Source organism: Erwinia sp. JUb26 (assembly GCF_003751505.1).
GTDB lineage: Bacteria > Pseudomonadota > Gammaproteobacteria > Enterobacterales > Enterobacteriaceae > Erwinia.
In genome coordinates this window covers 305,665-322,320 of the sequence record NZ_RJVB01000004.1, presented here as the reverse complement: position 1 = coordinate 322,320, position 16,656 = coordinate 305,665, and the positions used below count along the sequence as shown (strand labels likewise).

At 55.1% G+C, this 16,656-nt stretch carries 14 protein-coding genes; 5 read left to right on the top strand and 9 right to left on the bottom strand.

Annotated elements, in window-relative coordinates; translation table 11 throughout:
• Positions 1-116 precede the first annotated feature (116 nt).
• On the top strand, positions 117-1,076 hold the full coding sequence (locus EC836_RS13005; RefSeq protein WP_233599309.1) for a LysR family transcriptional regulator: 960 nt from the start codon (positions 117-119) through the stop codon (positions 1,074-1,076).
• Here the strand turns inward: EC836_RS13005 and EC836_RS13000 are convergent.
• Positions 988-2,091, bottom strand: a complete 1,104-nt coding sequence (locus EC836_RS13000; RefSeq protein ID WP_123333708.1) for a glycosyltransferase family 9 protein — start codon at positions 2,089-2,091, stop codon at positions 988-990. The genes EC836_RS13005 and EC836_RS13000 overlap by 89 nt on opposite strands.
• 445 nt (positions 2,092-2,536) lie before the next feature.
• Here EC836_RS13000 and EC836_RS12995 point away from each other — a divergent pair, with 445 nt between their 5' ends.
• The 3 genes from EC836_RS12995 to EC836_RS12985 all read left to right on the top strand — a co-directional run bounded on the left by EC836_RS12995 (position 2,537) and on the right by EC836_RS12985 (position 6,373).
• The gene (locus EC836_RS12995; protein ID WP_123333705.1) at positions 2,537-4,066 is read left to right on the top strand and encodes a triacylglycerol lipase; all 1,530 of its coding nucleotides are present in this window, start codon (positions 2,537-2,539) and stop codon (positions 4,064-4,066) included.
• The gene (locus EC836_RS12990) at positions 4,063-5,169 is read left to right on the top strand and encodes a T6SS immunity protein Tli4 family protein (protein ID WP_123333703.1); all 1,107 of its coding nucleotides are present in this window, start codon (positions 4,063-4,065) and stop codon (positions 5,167-5,169) included. Before EC836_RS12995 ends, EC836_RS12990 begins: the two co-directional genes overlap by 4 nt.
• Positions 5,170-5,260: 91 nt before the next feature.
• Entirely contained in the window at positions 5,261-6,373 is a 1,113-nt protein-coding gene (locus EC836_RS12985; RefSeq protein WP_123333701.1) for a T6SS immunity protein Tli4 family protein, read from the top strand.
• A gap of 51 nt (positions 6,374-6,424) precedes the next feature.
• Here EC836_RS12985 and EC836_RS12980 read toward each other — a convergent pair whose 3' ends face one another.
• Both EC836_RS12980 and EC836_RS12975 read right to left on the bottom strand, forming a co-directional pair.
• Positions 6,425-7,735: a serine dehydratase subunit alpha family protein gene (locus EC836_RS12980; protein ID WP_233599334.1), complete on the bottom strand. Its 1,311-nt coding sequence runs from the start codon at positions 7,733-7,735 to the stop codon at positions 6,425-6,427.
• A 272-nt stretch (positions 7,736-8,007) separates the two neighbouring features.
• Positions 8,008-9,258 carry an alpha/beta fold hydrolase gene (locus EC836_RS12975; RefSeq protein WP_123333697.1) on the bottom strand — a complete coding sequence of 417 codons (1,251 nt, stop codon included), beginning with the start codon at positions 9,256-9,258 and terminating at the stop codon, positions 8,008-8,010.
• Between the two features lie 137 nt (positions 9,259-9,395).
• On the opposite strand from EC836_RS12975, the gene EC836_RS12970 reads away from it, so the two are divergent.
• Complete coding sequence (locus EC836_RS12970) at positions 9,396-10,271, top strand: LysR family transcriptional regulator (RefSeq protein WP_123333695.1); 876 nt, start codon at positions 9,396-9,398, stop codon at positions 10,269-10,271.
• Between the two features lie 331 nt (positions 10,272-10,602).
• Here EC836_RS12970 and EC836_RS12965 read toward each other — a convergent pair whose 3' ends face one another.
• Genes EC836_RS12965 through ddpX form a run of 6 tightly spaced genes read right to left on the bottom strand, consistent with a single transcriptional unit; the run spans position 10,603 to position 16,645 of the window.
• Positions 10,603-11,556: an ABC transporter ATP-binding protein gene (locus EC836_RS12965; RefSeq protein ID WP_123333693.1), complete on the bottom strand. Its 954-nt coding sequence runs from the start codon at positions 11,554-11,556 to the stop codon at positions 10,603-10,605.
• Entirely contained in the window at positions 11,549-12,535 is a 987-nt protein-coding gene (locus EC836_RS12960; RefSeq protein WP_123333691.1) for an ABC transporter ATP-binding protein, read from the bottom strand. Before EC836_RS12960 ends, EC836_RS12965 begins: the two co-directional genes overlap by 8 nt.
• Positions 12,535-13,428, bottom strand: a complete 894-nt coding sequence (gene ddpC, locus EC836_RS12955; RefSeq protein WP_123333689.1) for a D,D-dipeptide ABC transporter permease — start codon at positions 13,426-13,428, stop codon at positions 12,535-12,537. The genes EC836_RS12960 and ddpC overlap by 1 nt, the downstream gene beginning before the upstream one ends.
• A 3-nt stretch (positions 13,429-13,431) precedes the next feature.
• Positions 13,432-14,448, bottom strand: coding sequence for an ABC transporter permease (locus EC836_RS12950; RefSeq protein WP_123333687.1), 1,017 nt, complete (start codon positions 14,446-14,448; stop codon positions 13,432-13,434).
• 56 nt (positions 14,449-14,504) lie between these two features.
• Positions 14,505-16,064, bottom strand: a complete 1,560-nt coding sequence (locus EC836_RS12945) for an ABC transporter substrate-binding protein (RefSeq protein WP_123333685.1) — start codon at positions 16,062-16,064, stop codon at positions 14,505-14,507.
• A complete protein-coding gene (ddpX, locus tag EC836_RS12940; RefSeq protein WP_123333683.1) occupies positions 16,061-16,645 on the bottom strand; it encodes a D-alanyl-D-alanine dipeptidase in 585 nt (194 codons plus the stop codon). Before ddpX ends, EC836_RS12945 begins: the two co-directional genes overlap by 4 nt.
• Positions 16,646-16,656: the final 11 nt, after the last annotated feature.

Sequence of the window (16,656 nt, the reverse complement as noted above, 5' to 3'; positions counted from 1 at the left end):
GCAAACCGGGAAGCAAAACTGCGTGTTTGAAGGAGCTTAGCGTTTACCTGACGGGATCGCCCGTGCTAAAAGATGAGTTGCATTCACTCAAGCGATTAACCGGGTTCATCATTGCTATGGAACGTATTGATTTTGCCGATCTTCAGGCTTTTCTGACCGTATTACGCTGCCGCAGCTTTAAGCTGGCGGCCATTGAGCTGGGGCTGTCCTCGTCGGCGGTGAGCCACGCCATAAGACGACTGGAAGCCCGCCTGAACGCCCGTCTGTTGAACCGCACCAGCCGCGCGGTGTCAGCCACGGCGCTAGGCCAGCAGCTGGCAGATAAGCTGGGTGAGGGCTTCGACACCATTTCTGCCGCGATCGAAACGCTGGATGCGCCCGGCCGCAACAGCTTCGGTGCCCTGCGGGTTAACGTCTTCGCGGATGCGGCAAGGCTGCTGGTGGCCCCGGCCTTACCGCCATTCTCTGAGCGCTTTCCGCAGGTCAGGCTCACCGTGGTTGTGGAGGATCGCCCGGTCGATATTACCGCCGAAGGCTTTGATGCCGGTATGCGCTACGGCCATCTGGTGCCGGAGGATATGGTGGCCGTGCCGCTGACCGGCGCGCAGCGCTGGATCGTGGTCGGCGCTCCGCAGTACGTGAAACGGTACGGCGTGCCCGCATCGCCGTCGGATCTGTCAAAGCACCGTTGTATCCAGCTGCTGCTGGGCAATAACGCCCGCTATCGTTGGGAATTTGATGCGCCGGAAGGCAGTATCAGTATCAACGTGCCGGGGCATATCACCATCAAGGACACGGAAACCACGATCTCCGCCGCGATTGCAGGAACCGGGCTGGCCTATGTGCTGGAATCGCGCGTCAGTCATGAACTTGCTGAAGGGAGGCTGGTAAACGTGATGCCCGCACACTCGGCCTGTGGTGAACCCTTCCATATTTATTACAGCAGCAGGCGGTATGTCCATCCGGCCCTGCGAGAGTTCATTAACATTATCCGCCTGCAGAATGGTCTGCTGGCGCTTCCCGATCTTCATGAGGCAGGTCAAGGCGCTGCTTCAGGCTCCGCAGAGCGAGAGTAAACTCATCCAGGTTCAGGTCGTTGATATCATTTCCGACGACGATGGTTTCAGATATATCCTGCATGGCGGGCCAGCGCGTTTTGTAATCGGCATAGATGGCAATGGTCGGAATATTAAAGGCGCTGGCAATATGTAATATTGAGGTGTCCGGCGTAATGGCGATAAAAGCATCTTTCATTACCGCCGCCGACCGTTTAATTGACGGCGCTAGGTTGAGGCGATAAACATGATCGAATCGCTGTGCTAACTCGATAGCGGTGCCGATCCCTTTCGGGCCGTGAACAATTACTACCGGAATGTTTATTTCTCTTTTGATTAACGAAATTAACTTATTCGCCATCGTCAGGGAAAACGTCCGCTCCGGTACGCTGCCTTCAAAATTCAAGGCAATATATCGCCCCGGGTAATCTAATTCGTCGCGCACTTCAGCCAGTACCGCTTCGCCAAGTGGGAATTCGAAGCGGGGGCGAACCACCGGAAACCCGGCTTCCCGCATCATGATTGACCAGGTCAGCGGAACCGGGGCGCGAAAAACCTGGTCCATTCTTGACGGTTTTTTGCACGCAGGGGAGACGCATTTCAGGGGCTGGCCGACAACCTGAAAGTTAGTTCTTGCTTTGAGCTGTCTGATGAAAATCATCGTCTTCAGGTTTTTCTTCCGCATCGCCTCGATACAGAGATCGGGCGTGCCGTAGTCTTTCCGTATCCCCTGTGCCACCGACTTAATTTCCGCCAGCCCAGCCTTATCCTGGAATGACATCTCGATGACGGTCAGCTTCGTTGTGCCCAGGGCCAAATCGTTAAATACCGGCCTGTTGAGGGCGGAGGCCACAATAATAAGACGATCTATCCTCTGTCTTTCCAGCGAACGTATCACCGGAAATATGGACATGGCATCCCCGATCTGGTCGGGAATATGGATAACGACGAGGCGAACGTTATCAGGAACGATATTCACGGCGCGATAGTCGTAAAGGCTGAATGCGATGCGCCTCAATATATATTTTAAGGACATGCCTGAACCCTCACTTATTCTCGGTTATTGAAAATGGCCGCATCTTACCAACAGGCGGTTGGTCGGTATAGAATGTAGTGAGGTAATAATGTAAATAATGATATCAAAACGTAATTAATGATTTTTAAAAATTTATAAATCGCCTGGTGCTGCCCAACTTCCTGCAGAATCGATGCTCTGCTGATATCACCGGGTGAATAATAAGTAGTGGGTTTGTCCATAAATTAAATTCTTTGTCTCAACAGACAAAGATTATCCGGATTTTGTTTTAGCATACGTTCTCACTGCGGTTTTGATTATCCCCACTTTCAGCTGGCTGAATAAGCATCTACTCCTGACGCGGGTTGTTTCTGTAAACGCGGTGGATGAAAAATCGCAAAAAATAAATGCTTGCTGTACGCCAGTTTAGCGCCCCTGGTTGACAGGAAAAACAGGAGACAAACACATGGAAGACAATAAAAACCGTTCTTATCACCGGCCCATCTGGGACGACAACGGCGGCATTCATTACGATCTCACTTATTATCCAAAAGAAAATAACCACGTGGCCGTTTGCCTGGCACCAGCCGTAAAAGTCATCCCGGTTATTTTTATTCCAGGGGTGATGGGGTCGAACCTGAAAAATGGCGACGGTGAGGTCTGGCAGTTCAGTCTGTCGTCGCTAAAAAAATGGCCACTCGCAAACGCAAAAAAAAGAAAGAACCTTCTGGACCCAAAGACCACCGAGGTTGACGAAAACGGGGAGATTCTCAATGACATGGCGGATGGAAAAAAATTTCCCTCGCGGCGTGAACGAGGGTGGGGAAGCGCATTTTTTATGAGCTACGGAGAGGCGCTTGACCGGTTGCAGTACCTGCTCTGTGATGACGACATTCTGTTGGAGAATTACTTCAGGGAAGAGCAACTGCAGACGGCCCGTCAACGTTTTACCGGCGTCAGGATAGGCGACGAGCCGGTCGAACAGGTGTTAACGGAAGAGGAAACGGCACACTCGCACCTGTTTTTATATCCGCTGCACGTGTTTGGTTATAACTGGCTGCAGTCCAACGGGGACTCGGCGACACTGCTGGGTGAGTTTATCAGCGATGTGCTGGGGACGTACCGTGGCCGGCTGGCGGTGAACAAGGTCATACTGATCACCCACTCGATGGGGGGACTGGTTGCCCGGCACTACTCGGAGAACCTGAACGGACAGGAGCATATTCTGGGGATGGTGCACGGCGTGATGCCGGATCTGGGCTCGCCGGCGGCGTACCGGCGGATGAAAACCGGCGAGCGCGGTATGATCGGGTTGATAATCGGGGAAAACGCAGAAAAGCTGATGCCTGTGCTGGCGCAGTCACCCGGTCCGCTGCAACTGCTGCCGGGCAGGGCTTACGGTCCGGGCTGGCTGAAAATAGAGGGAAGTGGTGCCCGTCAGTCCCTGCCGCTGGCAAATCCGTATGAGGAAATATATCTGAATAAAACGGACTGGTGGCGACTGTGTGATAAAGATTTGCTATTGGGGGATACAGACAAGGAATGGACCGATTACCAGGACAGAATAAAGATAGATGTGAAAAAGTTTATCGAAGAGCTGAATGGCAAATACCACCCGCAGACCTGGCTGTTTTACGGTGCCAGTGAGAACAACAAGTCTGATGCGTTCCTGACGTGGAAAGAACGGATCCCTCTGCGCATGAAGGAGGCGCAGAGGGTGCGTCAGGATTCCGGAGATCCTCTTGATCTGTCACCGTTCAGAACGCATGCGCTGATTTCCGCCGGGAGCCCCGGGGACGGCACGGTGCCGGTGACGTCAGTTCGGACCGTATCTCCGTGTATTCATGGTGTGCTGGCGACGGATGTTGACCATGAAGGGGCTTTTGCCATTGATCCGGTTGACCGCGCCCGGTCGGTCTACAGCGATCTGTCAGATGCGCTGGTGTTCACGGTTCGCGCGGTGGTGAAAATAGTGCAGCAGGTGCCGGCACCGTGAACAAAGTCCCGCTTTCCTGGCTCATTCCGCTGGCGATGATACTGCTGGCGTCAGGCTTCTGTATTCACAACTATGTGACGTTTGTGCATACGCCTCCGGCGTTAAAGGACAAGGAAAAACATATGGTCAATACCCTGTTTGCCACTACTCAGACCCAGTGCGTGGGGCGCTATATTTTTGAGGTTCCGGCCTCTTTTGAAAACACCCTGACGGATCGTGCTGAGATAAATGAGGTCACCATCAGCAGCAGGCGTCTCTACCCTCCGGTGTTTGCGCAGCGTATCCGCCTGCGGGAGCAGGCGCTCAAAGACAGCCATACGGTTGATGCTATCGACCGGCCTTTTCTCAAGCAGGTTTACCGGTTGAGTGAGAATGCGGTGATCTTTGACCATAATAGAAATGAGAGTGCGGCGGGTTTTGGCCGTGTTTTGGAAGGACATCTGTACGTTAACGGGGTAGCGTTCATAATGTCCTCGGAGATAAGAGATGTATCTGACCCCAAATACAAGCAGGACCGTGCGGAGTATATAAATGGGGGGATGGCTGAAAATGAACTTAACACCAAACCTCAGAAACTGGCGGAGCTGCGGGACTTAATGTCCCGGCTGAGCGGGCGAAAGAATAATGAAGTTCCGACGCAGCCGGGAACCTGTATTTCAGAGGGGTTTATTCGCGACGGCAACGGGCAACCGAAGGAAAATATAACCTTTATCTATCCGCATAATCCGGTGTTTTCGCTGTCGGTATCCACGGATACGTATCTTGGCGATCCAAAGAGCATGCTGGAGCGAAGCCATGAAATTCAGCCCTATCTGACAGGAGTTAAGGCACGAACTCTGCGCAAGGGTAAAACGCAGATAGCGGGATTTGAGGCGGATGAATGGCTCAACACCGCGCCGTCAGAAAAATTACCCGATGATCCATCCGGACAGCTGCTTTTCAACGTTATCGCTAATGAAAAAATAGTGGATTTTCGACATCCGATTATCGATCTGACATTAAGTAATCATGCCCTGCCGCCCCCTTCCTACAGTGATGCTGAACTGGTGGAGATATGGGATCGCATTACGCGCTCATTCCGCCTCAGGAGTAATGCGTTTTGAGGGGCGTTAAGGATGGCATGGCGTTGTCACCGTTGAAGGATTGTAGGCTGATCTCCGCGAGGGGATCTGGCAATGGCTCGGTGACGGCACCGTGAACAAAATCCCTCGTTCCTGGCTGATTCCGCTGGCGATGATACTGCTGGCGTCGGGCTTCTATATTCACAACTATGTGACGTTTGTGCATACGCCTCCGGCGTTAAAGGACAAGGAAAAACATATGGTCGATACCCTGTTTGCCACCACTCAGACCCAGTGCGTGGGGCGCTATATTTTTGAGGTTCCGGCCTCTTTTGAAAACACCCTGACGGATCGTGCCGAGATAAATGAGGTCACCATCAGCAGCAGGCGTCTCTACCCTCCGGTGTTTGCGCAGCGTATCCGCCTGCGGGAGCAGGAGTTGCAGAATAAAAACACGGTCAGAGCTATCGACCGGCCTTTTCTCAAACAGGTTTACCGGTTGAGTGAGAATGCGGTGATATTTGACCGCAATCAAAATGAGAGTGTGGGGGGTGTTTTACGCTTTCTGGAAGGTCACCTGTATGTTAACGGAGTGGCGTTTATTCTCACTCAGGAAATTCTTGATTATTCTGATCCACGTTTTGCCAAAGAACGTGCATTTTATTTACGGGACGAGGCTGGAAGGCCGGCCTGGATGGCAAACACCAAACCTCATAAACTGGCGGAGCTGCGGGACTTAATGTCCCGGCTGAGCGGGCGAAAGAATAATGAAGTTCCGACGCAGCCGGGAACCTGTATTTCAGAGGGGTTTATTCGCGACGGCAACGGGCAACCGAAGGAAAATATTACCTTTATCTATCCGCTTAATCCGGTGTTTTCTTTTACTGTATGGAGCAACAATGCTTTAAAAGAGAGCAGCAGCATGATGGAGCGAAGCCATGAAATCCAGTCGTATCTGACAGGAGTTAAGGCTCGAACTCTACGCAAGGGTAAAACACAGATAGCCGGATTTGATACCAGTGAATGGCTCAACACTGCTCCCTCAGAACAATATCCTGATAATCCGTCAGCACAATTATTGTTTACGGCTGTAGCCAATGAGAAAACGGCGGATTTCAGGCATCCAAATCTCGATCTGACATTAAGTAATCATGCCCTGCCGCCCCCTTCCTACAGTGATGCCGAACTGGTGGAGATATGGGATCGTATCACGCGCTCATTCCGCCTCAGGAGTAATGCGTTTTGAGGGACGTTAGGGAACCCGGACAGGGCATAACGTTGTCACCGTTGAGGTATTTCAGACGGATTTTTCGATCATCATCGTGATGATCTGTTTATCGGTGTGCTGCATCGCATTGCGGGCCAGTGAGCAGAGGTTGTTTATGGAGTCCTCCACATCATCACACACAATGCCTTCCCGACCGGTGACGGCGGTGCTGTCGAGCGCCATCAGTACCGCCTTCAGCGCGGATGCGGCGCCGGTAGACACTTTCATCGCGCAGCTGTTGGCGGCGCCGTCGCAGATTATGCCGCTTACATCACCAACCATACTGTTGATCGCCATGGAGATAGTGTCCAGATCGCCGCCCAGCAGCCAGGCAATACCCGCTGCGGATCCCATTGATGCCGTAGAGACGGCACAGAGCGCGGAGAGGGTAGGGAGTTTGCTGTGGATATAAATGGCGACCAGATGTGAGAGGATCAGCGACCGCGCCAGTTTTTCCTGATCGGCACCCGTAAATTCCGCCGCAACCACCACCGGCATCGTGGCTGCAATACCCTGATTACCCGAACCCGAATTACTCATGGCTGGAAGTGGCGCCCCTCCCATACGGGCATCCGACGCCGCAACGGTCCGGATCAACAGGTTGGACAGTAAATCATTGCCGATTAAATTCTTCGCGCGCTGTCGTTCCAGGCTGGCGCCGATGTGCAGTCCCCACGGGTGACGCAGCCCTTCCTCAGACAGTCGGTTATTGAGTACCGCAGCATCGAGAATAAACGCAATATCGGAGAATGCCGCTTGTTCAGAAAACTGGAAAATATCCCTGATGCTCACGTTGCGGAAGAAATCAGGCAGGCTGACCGGCTCGGCTTCCATCGTTCTGTTGTCATCGCGGAACAGCGTTTTACCGTCCTGCTCAATGCTGATGATATGGGTATGGTCACCAGCAATGATGACCTCGGCGTGATGTGCGTCATTCCAGACTCGTACCCGCGCATACAGGACCTCGTGACAGTCCGGATCGATGCCCACCCTGACCTGTTTTTGCTTCATCCAGCGTGTTGCTTCCGCAACATCATCCTGAGTGACATTTTTAAGCACTTCCAGCCCGGCCTTCTCATCCCCACACAGCGCTCCGAGGGCAGCCGCGACCGGCAGCCCGCTCATGCCCGCGCCTGGAATGTTTACCCCCATGCCGTTTTTCATCAGATTGGGCGATACCCAGGCCTGCAGATGCTGTACTTTCCCCTGAAGATGCGCCTTTGCGGTGGCCGCAGCTAACGCCAGCGAGACCGGTTCGGTACAGCCGAGAGCGGGTTTGACCTCGGCTTTTACGATACGAATCAGGCTTTCCCACAAAGCGGCAGTGTGTGTTTCTTTCATCATTTCAGTTCTCATCTTGACGAAGCAAAGGCCGATACCGGTATCAAACTAATTCAAGACAGAATATAAGGTTTAATGAAGGAGGTGTTTCTCTATTTGGCTGTGAAAGGTCTTATTTGGAGAAAAATAATCTACATTAAGTGACTAAACATCACATGACATTCTCCATAGGGTATTTATTGCAGCATGAGAGCCTTCCGGCTGGTCCTGGTTGCTTATCATTTAATGTCGTTCAGGCCCCGCACGTTAACTGCGGAGACCTGCTGGCGTGCTTATTTCTGCGCGATGTTAAGCAGAAACGAAGCCATCGCCTCGGTGACGCTGTCGGCAGATTCGAGAGTTGGATGATGCCCTGTTTCCGGCAGGATCCGCAGCGTTGCGTCAGGTATGAGTTCCACCATCTCGTGGCTCAACTCGGGTGGCGTCGCCCGATCGCTTTCACCGCTGATAATCAGCGCAGGCACATTAATCAAGGGCAGCAGTTTACGGATATCCCCCCGGGTGAAGACGGCGGCATCCAGCGCCAGGGCCAGCCCGGTTCGGCTATGGTTAAGCATCACGGCGCGTTCACGGACAACATCGTCCGGATGTTCTGCAAGCCAGCGTTGCCCGTTAAGCCGGTGTTGAATATCTGCAAACAACGATTCCCGCGCTTCATCACTGCCGTTAAGTATGACCTCGCGCTGCGTTTTCCAGCCCTCGAGCCGTTCCGGATATTCTGCTCTGGCGCTGGTGCCGATCAGGATCAGCCCCGCTACGCAGTCCGGATCGTGCGCCGCCAGCCGGATCCCCACCATCCCACCCTGGCTCTGACCAACGAAGGTGACTTTGCCTAACGACAGCTCGCGGATCATCAGCGCCAGATCGGCACTGATATCATCCAGCGTCCAGCCTTCGGCGCGATAGCCACTTTGCCCGTGGCCCGGCATATCCAGCACAATGCAGCGGTGGGCCTGGCTGAGCACACGGATCTGCGCTGCAAAAACATCGCGGTCGACCAGCAGCCCGTGAGCGAACAGCAGGGTAGGGCCTTCGCCGCAGTCTCGGTAGCGATAGAGGGTGCCGTTGATTTTAATCTGCTGATCCTGCCAGCTGTCGCTGGGGTCAAAAGCGCGCTGCAGCAGGGCAGAGTCCTCAAAGATTTGATAACGAGCGATCTTCGAATCAGCGACGGTAAAATGAATAATCATATCGCTGCCGATGGTGTTTCCCGTGCTTAACACGGTATGGCGGAAGCGGCCGATGGCCAGTACGCTGCCGTTGTGTTCAATAAGATCGTTGATCACAAAGATCCTGGGTTTAAAGTTTTCAGGAAAGCGCGACAGCCAGTTTCTAACCTGTTCCGGCCCGCGCAGCAGACCGGTAGTCGAGACGCTCGGGTCGCCGTCGATATGCCAGACAACGTTGTCATCCAGCAGTGCTATGGCCTCCGCGATATTACCTTTGGCAAAGGCAGCGAAATAGTTTTTGACCACCTCCGTGGCAGTTAATTTGGGTGCGCCGCGATCCTCGTCCTGTAGCATAAAAAAATCCTCTTTATTTTAAAATCATCAGGTTACTCGTCAGTGCAGGTAGTATAGTGATGGCGGATTTGGGAAAAAACAGACAAAATAGGGCAATCATTTTCCATTAATAGAAAACGGATGGCGGGGAATTCACCGTGGACTGGAACGATATACGCTTCTTTCTCACCGTTGCGCGCACGCAAAGCCTGACGAAAACGGCGGCCGCGCTGAAGGTCAGTCAGTCAACCGTGGCGAGAAGGATAGGCGCGCTGGAAAGCAGCCTGAAAACCCGCCTGTTCGCTCATCATCAGACCGGCTACTTTTTGACGGATGCCGGGCAGGACGTGCTGCACCATGCCGAAGAGGTGGAAGGAAAGATCCTGGCTCTGGAGAGCCATATCTCGGGAACTGATATGCGCCCGGCCGGTAAGGTCCGCCTGGCAACGGCGATGACGCTGGCCAGCCACCTGATTATTCCTGCGCTGCCGCGCTTCAATGCGCGATATCCCGATATCGTGCTGGAGGTGATAACCGGCATCAATACCGTGTCGATGTCGCGTCACGATGCCGATATTGCTCTGCGGCTGGTGCGGCCGGAACAGCTGTCGCTCAAGATTCGCAACGTAGGGCGTATTGCTTCGGCGGTGTATGGCTCGAAAAACTATCTTGAAGCTTATCCAGCTACGGACATCGCTACGCAGCAGGGCAGGGCATTTATCACCTGGGATCCTGCTTTCGGCCATCTCCCCTCGGCAAAATGGTTAAATGAGCACTACCCGAATGCGGCTTCCGCGCTGGTCACCACTAGCCTGGTAGCACAGTTAGCTGCGGTAAAAGCGGGCCTGGGTCTGGCCGTGTTGCCCGGCTTTATTGCCGCGCAGGAAAGTGAACTGATAGCTGCGATCCCTGCCGATCGCGTCTTTACGGAAGATCTGTGGCTGGTGACCCACGCCGAGTTGACCGCATCCGCAAGGGTCAGGGCGGTGGCGGATTTTCTGGTGGAGATTGTTGCCGAGGCGGGTTTGCAGTAAAAAACGAAAGGAACGTTATACGAGATGTTATGCCGGATATCCGCAGGTCATTGATAACGCATAGTTAGCCGTCACAGGGATGAGACGTTCCCCGCTAAATGCTTTTGAAAGTGTTTTTTTTTCTGCTAAGCGTGTGCATATTTTGCCGATCTTAATGTTGAGCTTTCTAGCTTCAGAGGAATGCGTGTTTTATTTAAAGCCCATACTGTATGTTGTAACTATTTTGATCAGTATGAATATTTTTTACGCTTATAGAACAATGGAATAAGGGAATAGTGCGGTGCCGGGGTTATACTCCCCGGGTGAAATATCCCGGGGAAGGTATTCAGATTCACTGAACCGATATCGACTCCACCGCCTGCCAGCACCTTACGGAATGACCGTTAGCCAACTTTCGTAGCGGCTGCACCTCATTGCACCGAGCTGTCGCGTAAGGGCAGCGCTCGCGGAAATAACAGCCCGCAGGTAACTGACGATTTCCCGGCAGTTCCGTATTGCTCGGCGCGCCATCCAGCGGTGCGCCGATGCGCGGAACCGACTCCATCAGCAGTCGCGTATACGGATGCTGCGGTGCATCCAGCACCTGGCGCGTCTCACCAATCTCGACGATTTGCCCCAGATACATCACCGCCACGCGGTCGCTCATATGCCGCACCACCGACACGTTGTGGGAAATCAGCACGTAGGTGAGGTTTTGCTGCTTTTGCAGAGACACCAGCAGATTAAGGATTTGCGCCTGCACGGAAATATCAAGTGCCGAAGTGGGTTCATCCAGCACCATAATATCCGGCTGCCCGGAAAGCGCGCGGGCAATGGCGATGCGCTGACGCTGCCCGCCGGAAAATGCGTGGGGAGGACGGTCAAGATACTCCGGCCGAATACCGACCTTTGCCGCCAGCGATTCGGCAAGCTCACGCCGGGCCTTTTCATCGGTACGCGACTGTATCCACACAGGCTCAGTGATGATCCGCCATACGGGCAGGCGCGGGTCGAGTGAGGAGAGCGGGTCCTGAAACACCATCTGCATACCCCGGCCCAGCCACGAGTTTGGCGATCGGGCCAACTCCAGTTTTCCCGAAGTGGGTTTCAGCATTCCCATCAGCAGCTTCGCCAGGGTACTTTTCCCACAGCCGGATTCGCCAACGATGCCCAACGTTTCGCCGCGATTCACCACCATGTCCAGACCGTTAAGCGCATGAACGCGCTCGGTAACTTTCCCCCGCCAGTTGGTTTTGGCCGGGAAGTTCACGTGGACTTCGTTTAGTTCGAGCAGGGATTCAGACATTTACCACCTCCTTTTGCGGATACCAGCAGGCCACCTGTCGGTCAAGGCTCCCCGCTGTACGCAGCAGCGGCGGTTTACCGCAGGCATCGCCTGCCGCAAAGCAGCGCTCTCGGAAGGCACAGCCCGTCGGCAGACGGGCCAGATTCGGTACGGTGCCGGGAATTGAGGCCAGTTCTGCACGCGGTTCAGCGCTGTCCGGTGAGCATTCCAGCAGTCCGGCAGAGTAGGGGTGCGACGGCTGGGTCAGCACGCTGGCGGTGCTGCCACTTTCGATAACCGAACCGGCATACATCACGTAGACCCGATCGCAGACCTGAGACACCACGGCCATATCGTGGCTGATAAACAGCACGGCGGTGCCGGTGGCGGCGGCCTTTTCTTTTAACAGCCTCAGCACCTGGCGCTGCACCGTCACATCCAGCGCCGTGGTCGGCTCATCGGCAATCAGCAGATCGGGCTCGCAGGAGAAGGCCAGCGCGATCATCACCCGCTGGCGCATCCCGCCGGACAGTTCGAACGGGTAGCGCTGCATCACGTTGTGCGGGTCAGCAATCTGCATATCTTTCAGCAGCGCTTCGGCACGCTCGCGGGCCTGACTGACTGAGAGCGGCCGGTGCTGGCGCAGTACGTCCACCATCTGTTTGCCTATGCGGCGGGTTGGATTCAGCGCGGTCATCGGCTCCTGGAAAATCATCGCAACTTTATTACCCCGCATCTGGCGCATCTCCGCTTCGCTGGCGCTAAGCACGTCCTTCCCTGTCACTTCCAGCCTGCCGCCGTTGACCCGATAGGAATGTCGGGGGATCAGCTGCATGGACAGCATGGCGGTAACGGATTTGCCGGAGCCGGACTCACCGACCACGCCGACAATTTCTCCGCGGTTGATATGCATCGATACATTATTCAGTACGCTCACTTCCCCCTGATAAACCGGGAAGCTGAGGCGAAGGTTTTCAATGGTCAGTATTCTGTCCTGCATCAGTTGCGCCCTCCGGCTTTCGGGTCGAGTAAGTCCTGGATACCGTCGCCAAACAGGTTAAATCCGACAGCGGTAATCAAAATGGCCGCCCCCGGGAAGGTGCAGTACCACCACTGGTCAAGCACGTAGTTGCGGCCAATCGCCACCATCGCGCCCCATTCTGCGGTCGGCTGCTGTGCACCCAGGCCGATAAAGCCAAGCGTGGCCGCCATAAGAATCGCACTGCCCACGTCCAGCGAGGCTTGCACAACGAGTGGCGGCAGTGCATTGCGCAGAATATGCCAGCTGATCAGGTGCCAGCGTGAAGCGCCGAAGGTGCGTGAGGCCTCAACGAAGGTATGCTGCTTAACAATCAGCGTCTGGCCGCGCGCCAGCCGCACATAAAACGGGATGCGCACGATGGCGATCGCCAGCATGGCGTTGAACAGGCTCGGGCCTAGCGCGGCGGCCAGCGCCATGGTTAGCACCAGCGACGGAATCGACAGCATGATATCCATCAGGCGCATGATGAAGGCATCGCTGTGGCCGCCGAGTACGCCGGACAGGCAGCCGAGCAGCGACCCGCTGATGCCCGCTACCAGCACCACGGCCAGACCGGCGGCAACGGACTGCTGGCTGCCAATCAGCACCCGGCTGAACAGATCGCGGCCCACCTCGTCGGTGCCGAACCAGTGCCCGGCTCCCGGCGGCTGCAGGCGTTCGGCCAGGTTAATGGCGTTGGGATCCTGCGGCACCAGCCACGGGGCAAAAATCATCATCAGCAGCATAAAAATAATAATCGCACCACCCACCACCGTTAACGGACTCTGGCGGATCATCCACAGGCGGCGTTTCCATGCCGCAGCGCGGGGCTTAGCCCGGGCAACCGCAGGCTGTTGTTGAGTTAGCATCATCGGTTACGCTCCACGACCCATTCTCGGGTCAATCCACAGATAAAGAAGGTCGACAAGCAGGTTGACCAGCACGTAGGCAAAAGACACCACAATGGCAAAGCCCATCACCGCCGGGAAATCCAGCGCCTGTATAGAGGAAACCACGTAGGCACCCATTCCCGGCCAGGCAAACACCGTCTCGGTCAGCACGGCACCGTACAGCAGATCGCCGAGTGCCAGCCCCAGCACCGTCACCGACGGGATCAGCGCGTTGGGCAACGCATAGCGCACCACGATAGTAAATTTGCTCAACCCGCTCGCTAATGCCGTACGCACGTAATCCTCGCTGAGCTGTTCCAGCATCGCCGAGCGGATCTGGCGGGCGACGATGCCAAGATGCACAAAGGCCAGAGTGGTAGCGGGCAGGATCAGATGGGTCAGCGCATTCATAAACGCTTCCCCATCTCCGGCGAGCAGAGAGTCAATCAGATAGAAACCCGTGACGTGAGCGGGAGGATCCAGCCAGTCGTCCAGTCGGCCGCCGCCGGGCAGCAGGTTCAGCTTGCCGTAAAACAGCACGATAACGCCCAGCCCCAGCCAAAATGCCGGGGTCGATATCCCGGTCAGCGCCAGCAGGCGCACCAGGTGATCCAGCCAGCGGTTTTTATACACCGCAGAGAGCACGCCCAGCGGAACGCCGACCACCAGAGCAATCAGCAGCGCGCAGAACGCCAGCTCAAGGGTGGCCGGGAAAAAGGTTTTCAAATCTTCCAGCACCGGCCGCCCGGTGCGGATCGACATGCCTAAATCGCCATGCAGAAGCTGTTCGACATAGCGGATAAACTGCTGCCACAGCGGCAGGTTCAGCCCCAACTGTTCGCGCATATGCTGCACGATTTCATCGCTGGCGCGATCGCCGGCCAGTAGTCGCGCCGGGTCGCCGGGGATGAGATGCGAAATAATAAACGTAATCACGCAAACGCCGGCGACAACCAATAGCAGTCCCCAGCTTCGCTGCCGGATTAAACTCCAGAAACTCATATGGCTTCCTTAGCAGGATCGAAACCGATCCTGCGGAATAAGGATGAAGGAACGACTTACTTACTCATCTCGGAAATATTGAAGATCTGTTCCAGCATTGGATTAAACACGTAGCCCTTAACGTTTTTATTCATCGCCACCTGGTAATTCTTCTGGAATAAATAAACGTAGGCGGCTTCATCAATCACCACTTTCTGCGCGGCCTGATAGAACTGGGTGCGCTGCGCCTGATCAGAGGTCGACACCGCCTGCTTCAGCAGCGTATCAACCTGCGGATTGGCGTAATAAGAACGGTTGCCGGGCAGCCCTTTTTTGTTCGATTCAAACCAGTAGTTCATAAACATATACGGGTCGGCGAAATCCGGGCTCCAGTTACCGATGGCAATGTCATAATCGCCCTTACCAATGCGCTCGCGCATGGTGGCGTTAGCCAGTTTTTCCAGCTTGACGTTAATACCCAGCGATTGCAGATTAGCCTGCATTGACAGGGCAATCGGCTCCCAGTTCGGATCGTTATCGGAATAGAGGAACGACAGCGTTTTCGGTTTATCCGCCACCTTGCCAAACGCCTCTTTCGCTTTGCTTAAGTCCAGCGAATACTGCATGGCGGAGGCGTCATAGCTCCACATCCCTTCCGGTACCGGCCCGCGCATCTGCTTGCCGTTACCGCCGAGAATGCCGTCAACCATGCCTTTATAGTCGGTCGCCCACGATACCGCACGGCGCAGATCCGGCTGACTTAACGGCGCTTTGGCATTGTTCAGATACAGATAGGTGACCCGCAGCGCCGGATAATCATAAACTGCCACCTCGCCCTGTTTTTTCAGCGCGGCGAACTGATCTACCGGCAGCGAGTCGGCAATATCCACATCGCCTTTCTCCAATTGCAGGCGACGCGCGGCGCTTTCGCTGATGATTTTCACCGAAACGCGCTTAAAGGCGGGTTTATCGCCGGCAAAATGCGGGTTCGGCACCATGACCAGCTGCTGCCCTTTCTGCCAGCGCTGCAGCATGTAGGCACCGGAACCGGCGGTGTGCTCGGCCAGATAAGCCCGGGCATCATCGCCCGCATTCGCTTTGAGCACCGCCGGGTTGATAATTGATGCGCCGTCATTAGCCAGCGTATACAGGAACGGAGCAAACTGATCGTTGAGGGTAAAGCGTACGGTTTGCGCATCGACCGCTTCCACTTTCAAGTCCGCCGGGAACGCTTCGGACGGCCCCTGTTTAATACGCATCAGTCGTTCAAAGGAGAGCTTCACCGCCTCGGCGGTGACTTCGCTGCCGTCAGCGAACTGAGCACCCTTATTCAGCGTAAAGGTCCACACCTTCCCGTCATCGGAGCTTTTCCAGCTGGCGGCCAGGTCGCCCTCCACGTCGGTCGAGCCTTTGCCGTTTTCGGTTTTGTACTTCACCAGGCGCTGATAGGCCGGGTAGGTCACGGTCCAGTCGTTATTATCAATGGTCACCGCCGGATCCAGCGTTTGCGGGTCGGCCGCTTTGCCGATCACCAGCATGTCCTTCGGCACGGCTGACAACGCCTGCGCGGAAACGGCAACCAGAGCGGCGAGTAAAAGTGGACGAAAATAGCCTGATGCAGTGTATGTCTTGTTCATGGTAAGACTCCGTCAATCGGTGCGGGTGAAATACAGGAGAAAACATCATCAATAAGCGGATAAACCGACGCCTGCGGCAATTCAAAGTGCCACCATTCGGTCGCAATACCGGTAAAGCCCCCGCCGAACATCACCGCGTTAAGCAGCAGTCGGTTGCGTTGGGCAGCCTGCGCCAGTGCGGGATGGTAGGGGTGGGATAATTCATCCATTTCATCAAACCCGGTACCCATATCCAGCGCGTGGCCATCGGCATCCAGCAGGGTGACGTCAATCGCCGTCCCCCGGCTGTGGTTGGAACCCTGGCTCAGCGGCACCACGTAATCCTGGTTGGGACAGGCGCGCCACAGCAGCTCCTGGGCTTTCTGCGGGCGATAGGCGTCCAGCACCAGCAGGGTGAAACCCGCCAGGCGGGCGATTTCAATACTCTTTTCCAGCGCCTTAACCGCATCAACGTGCAGCAGGCACAGCGCGGTGCTGTAAATCTGCTGGCCGGTGATGTTGTCGGCCGTGGCATATTTCATATCGAACTTCAACTGAGGAAACTGATCAGCAATATCGATAAGTTGCGTTTCCAGAATCATGCTTTTATCCC

What these genes read in the sequence shown, in the direction of transcription:
- EC836_RS13005 (WP_233599309.1), top strand. Translation starts at nt 117, where the DNA reads ATGGAACGTATTGATTTTGCCGATCTTCAGGCTTTTCTGACCGTATTA.
- EC836_RS13000 (WP_123333708.1), bottom strand. Translation starts at nt 2,091, where the DNA reads ATGTCCTTAAAATATATATTGAGGCGCATCGCATTCAGCCTTTACGAC.
- EC836_RS12995 (WP_123333705.1), top strand. Translation starts at nt 2,537, where the DNA reads ATGGAAGACAATAAAAACCGTTCTTATCACCGGCCCATCTGGGACGAC.
- EC836_RS12980 (WP_233599334.1), bottom strand. Translation starts at nt 7,735, where the DNA reads ATGAAAGAAACACACACTGCCGCTTTGTGGGAAAGCCTGATTCGTATC.
- EC836_RS12975 (WP_123333697.1), bottom strand. Translation starts at nt 9,258, where the DNA reads ATGCTACAGGACGAGGATCGCGGCGCACCCAAATTAACTGCCACGGAG.
- EC836_RS12965 (WP_123333693.1), bottom strand. Translation starts at nt 11,556, where the DNA reads ATGTCTGAATCCCTGCTCGAACTAAACGAAGTCCACGTGAACTTCCCG.
- EC836_RS12960 (WP_123333691.1), bottom strand. Translation starts at nt 12,535, where the DNA reads ATGCAGGACAGAATACTGACCATTGAAAACCTTCGCCTCAGCTTCCCG.
- ddpC (WP_123333689.1), bottom strand. Translation starts at nt 13,428, where the DNA reads ATGATGCTAACTCAACAACAGCCTGCGGTTGCCCGGGCTAAGCCCCGC.
- EC836_RS12950 (WP_123333687.1), bottom strand. Translation starts at nt 14,448, where the DNA reads ATGAGTTTCTGGAGTTTAATCCGGCAGCGAAGCTGGGGACTGCTATTG.
- EC836_RS12945 (WP_123333685.1), bottom strand. Translation starts at nt 16,064, where the DNA reads ATGAACAAGACATACACTGCATCAGGCTATTTTCGTCCACTTTTACTC.
- ddpX (WP_123333683.1), bottom strand. Translation starts at nt 16,645, where the DNA reads ATGATTCTGGAAACGCAACTTATCGATATTGCTGATCAGTTTCCTCAG.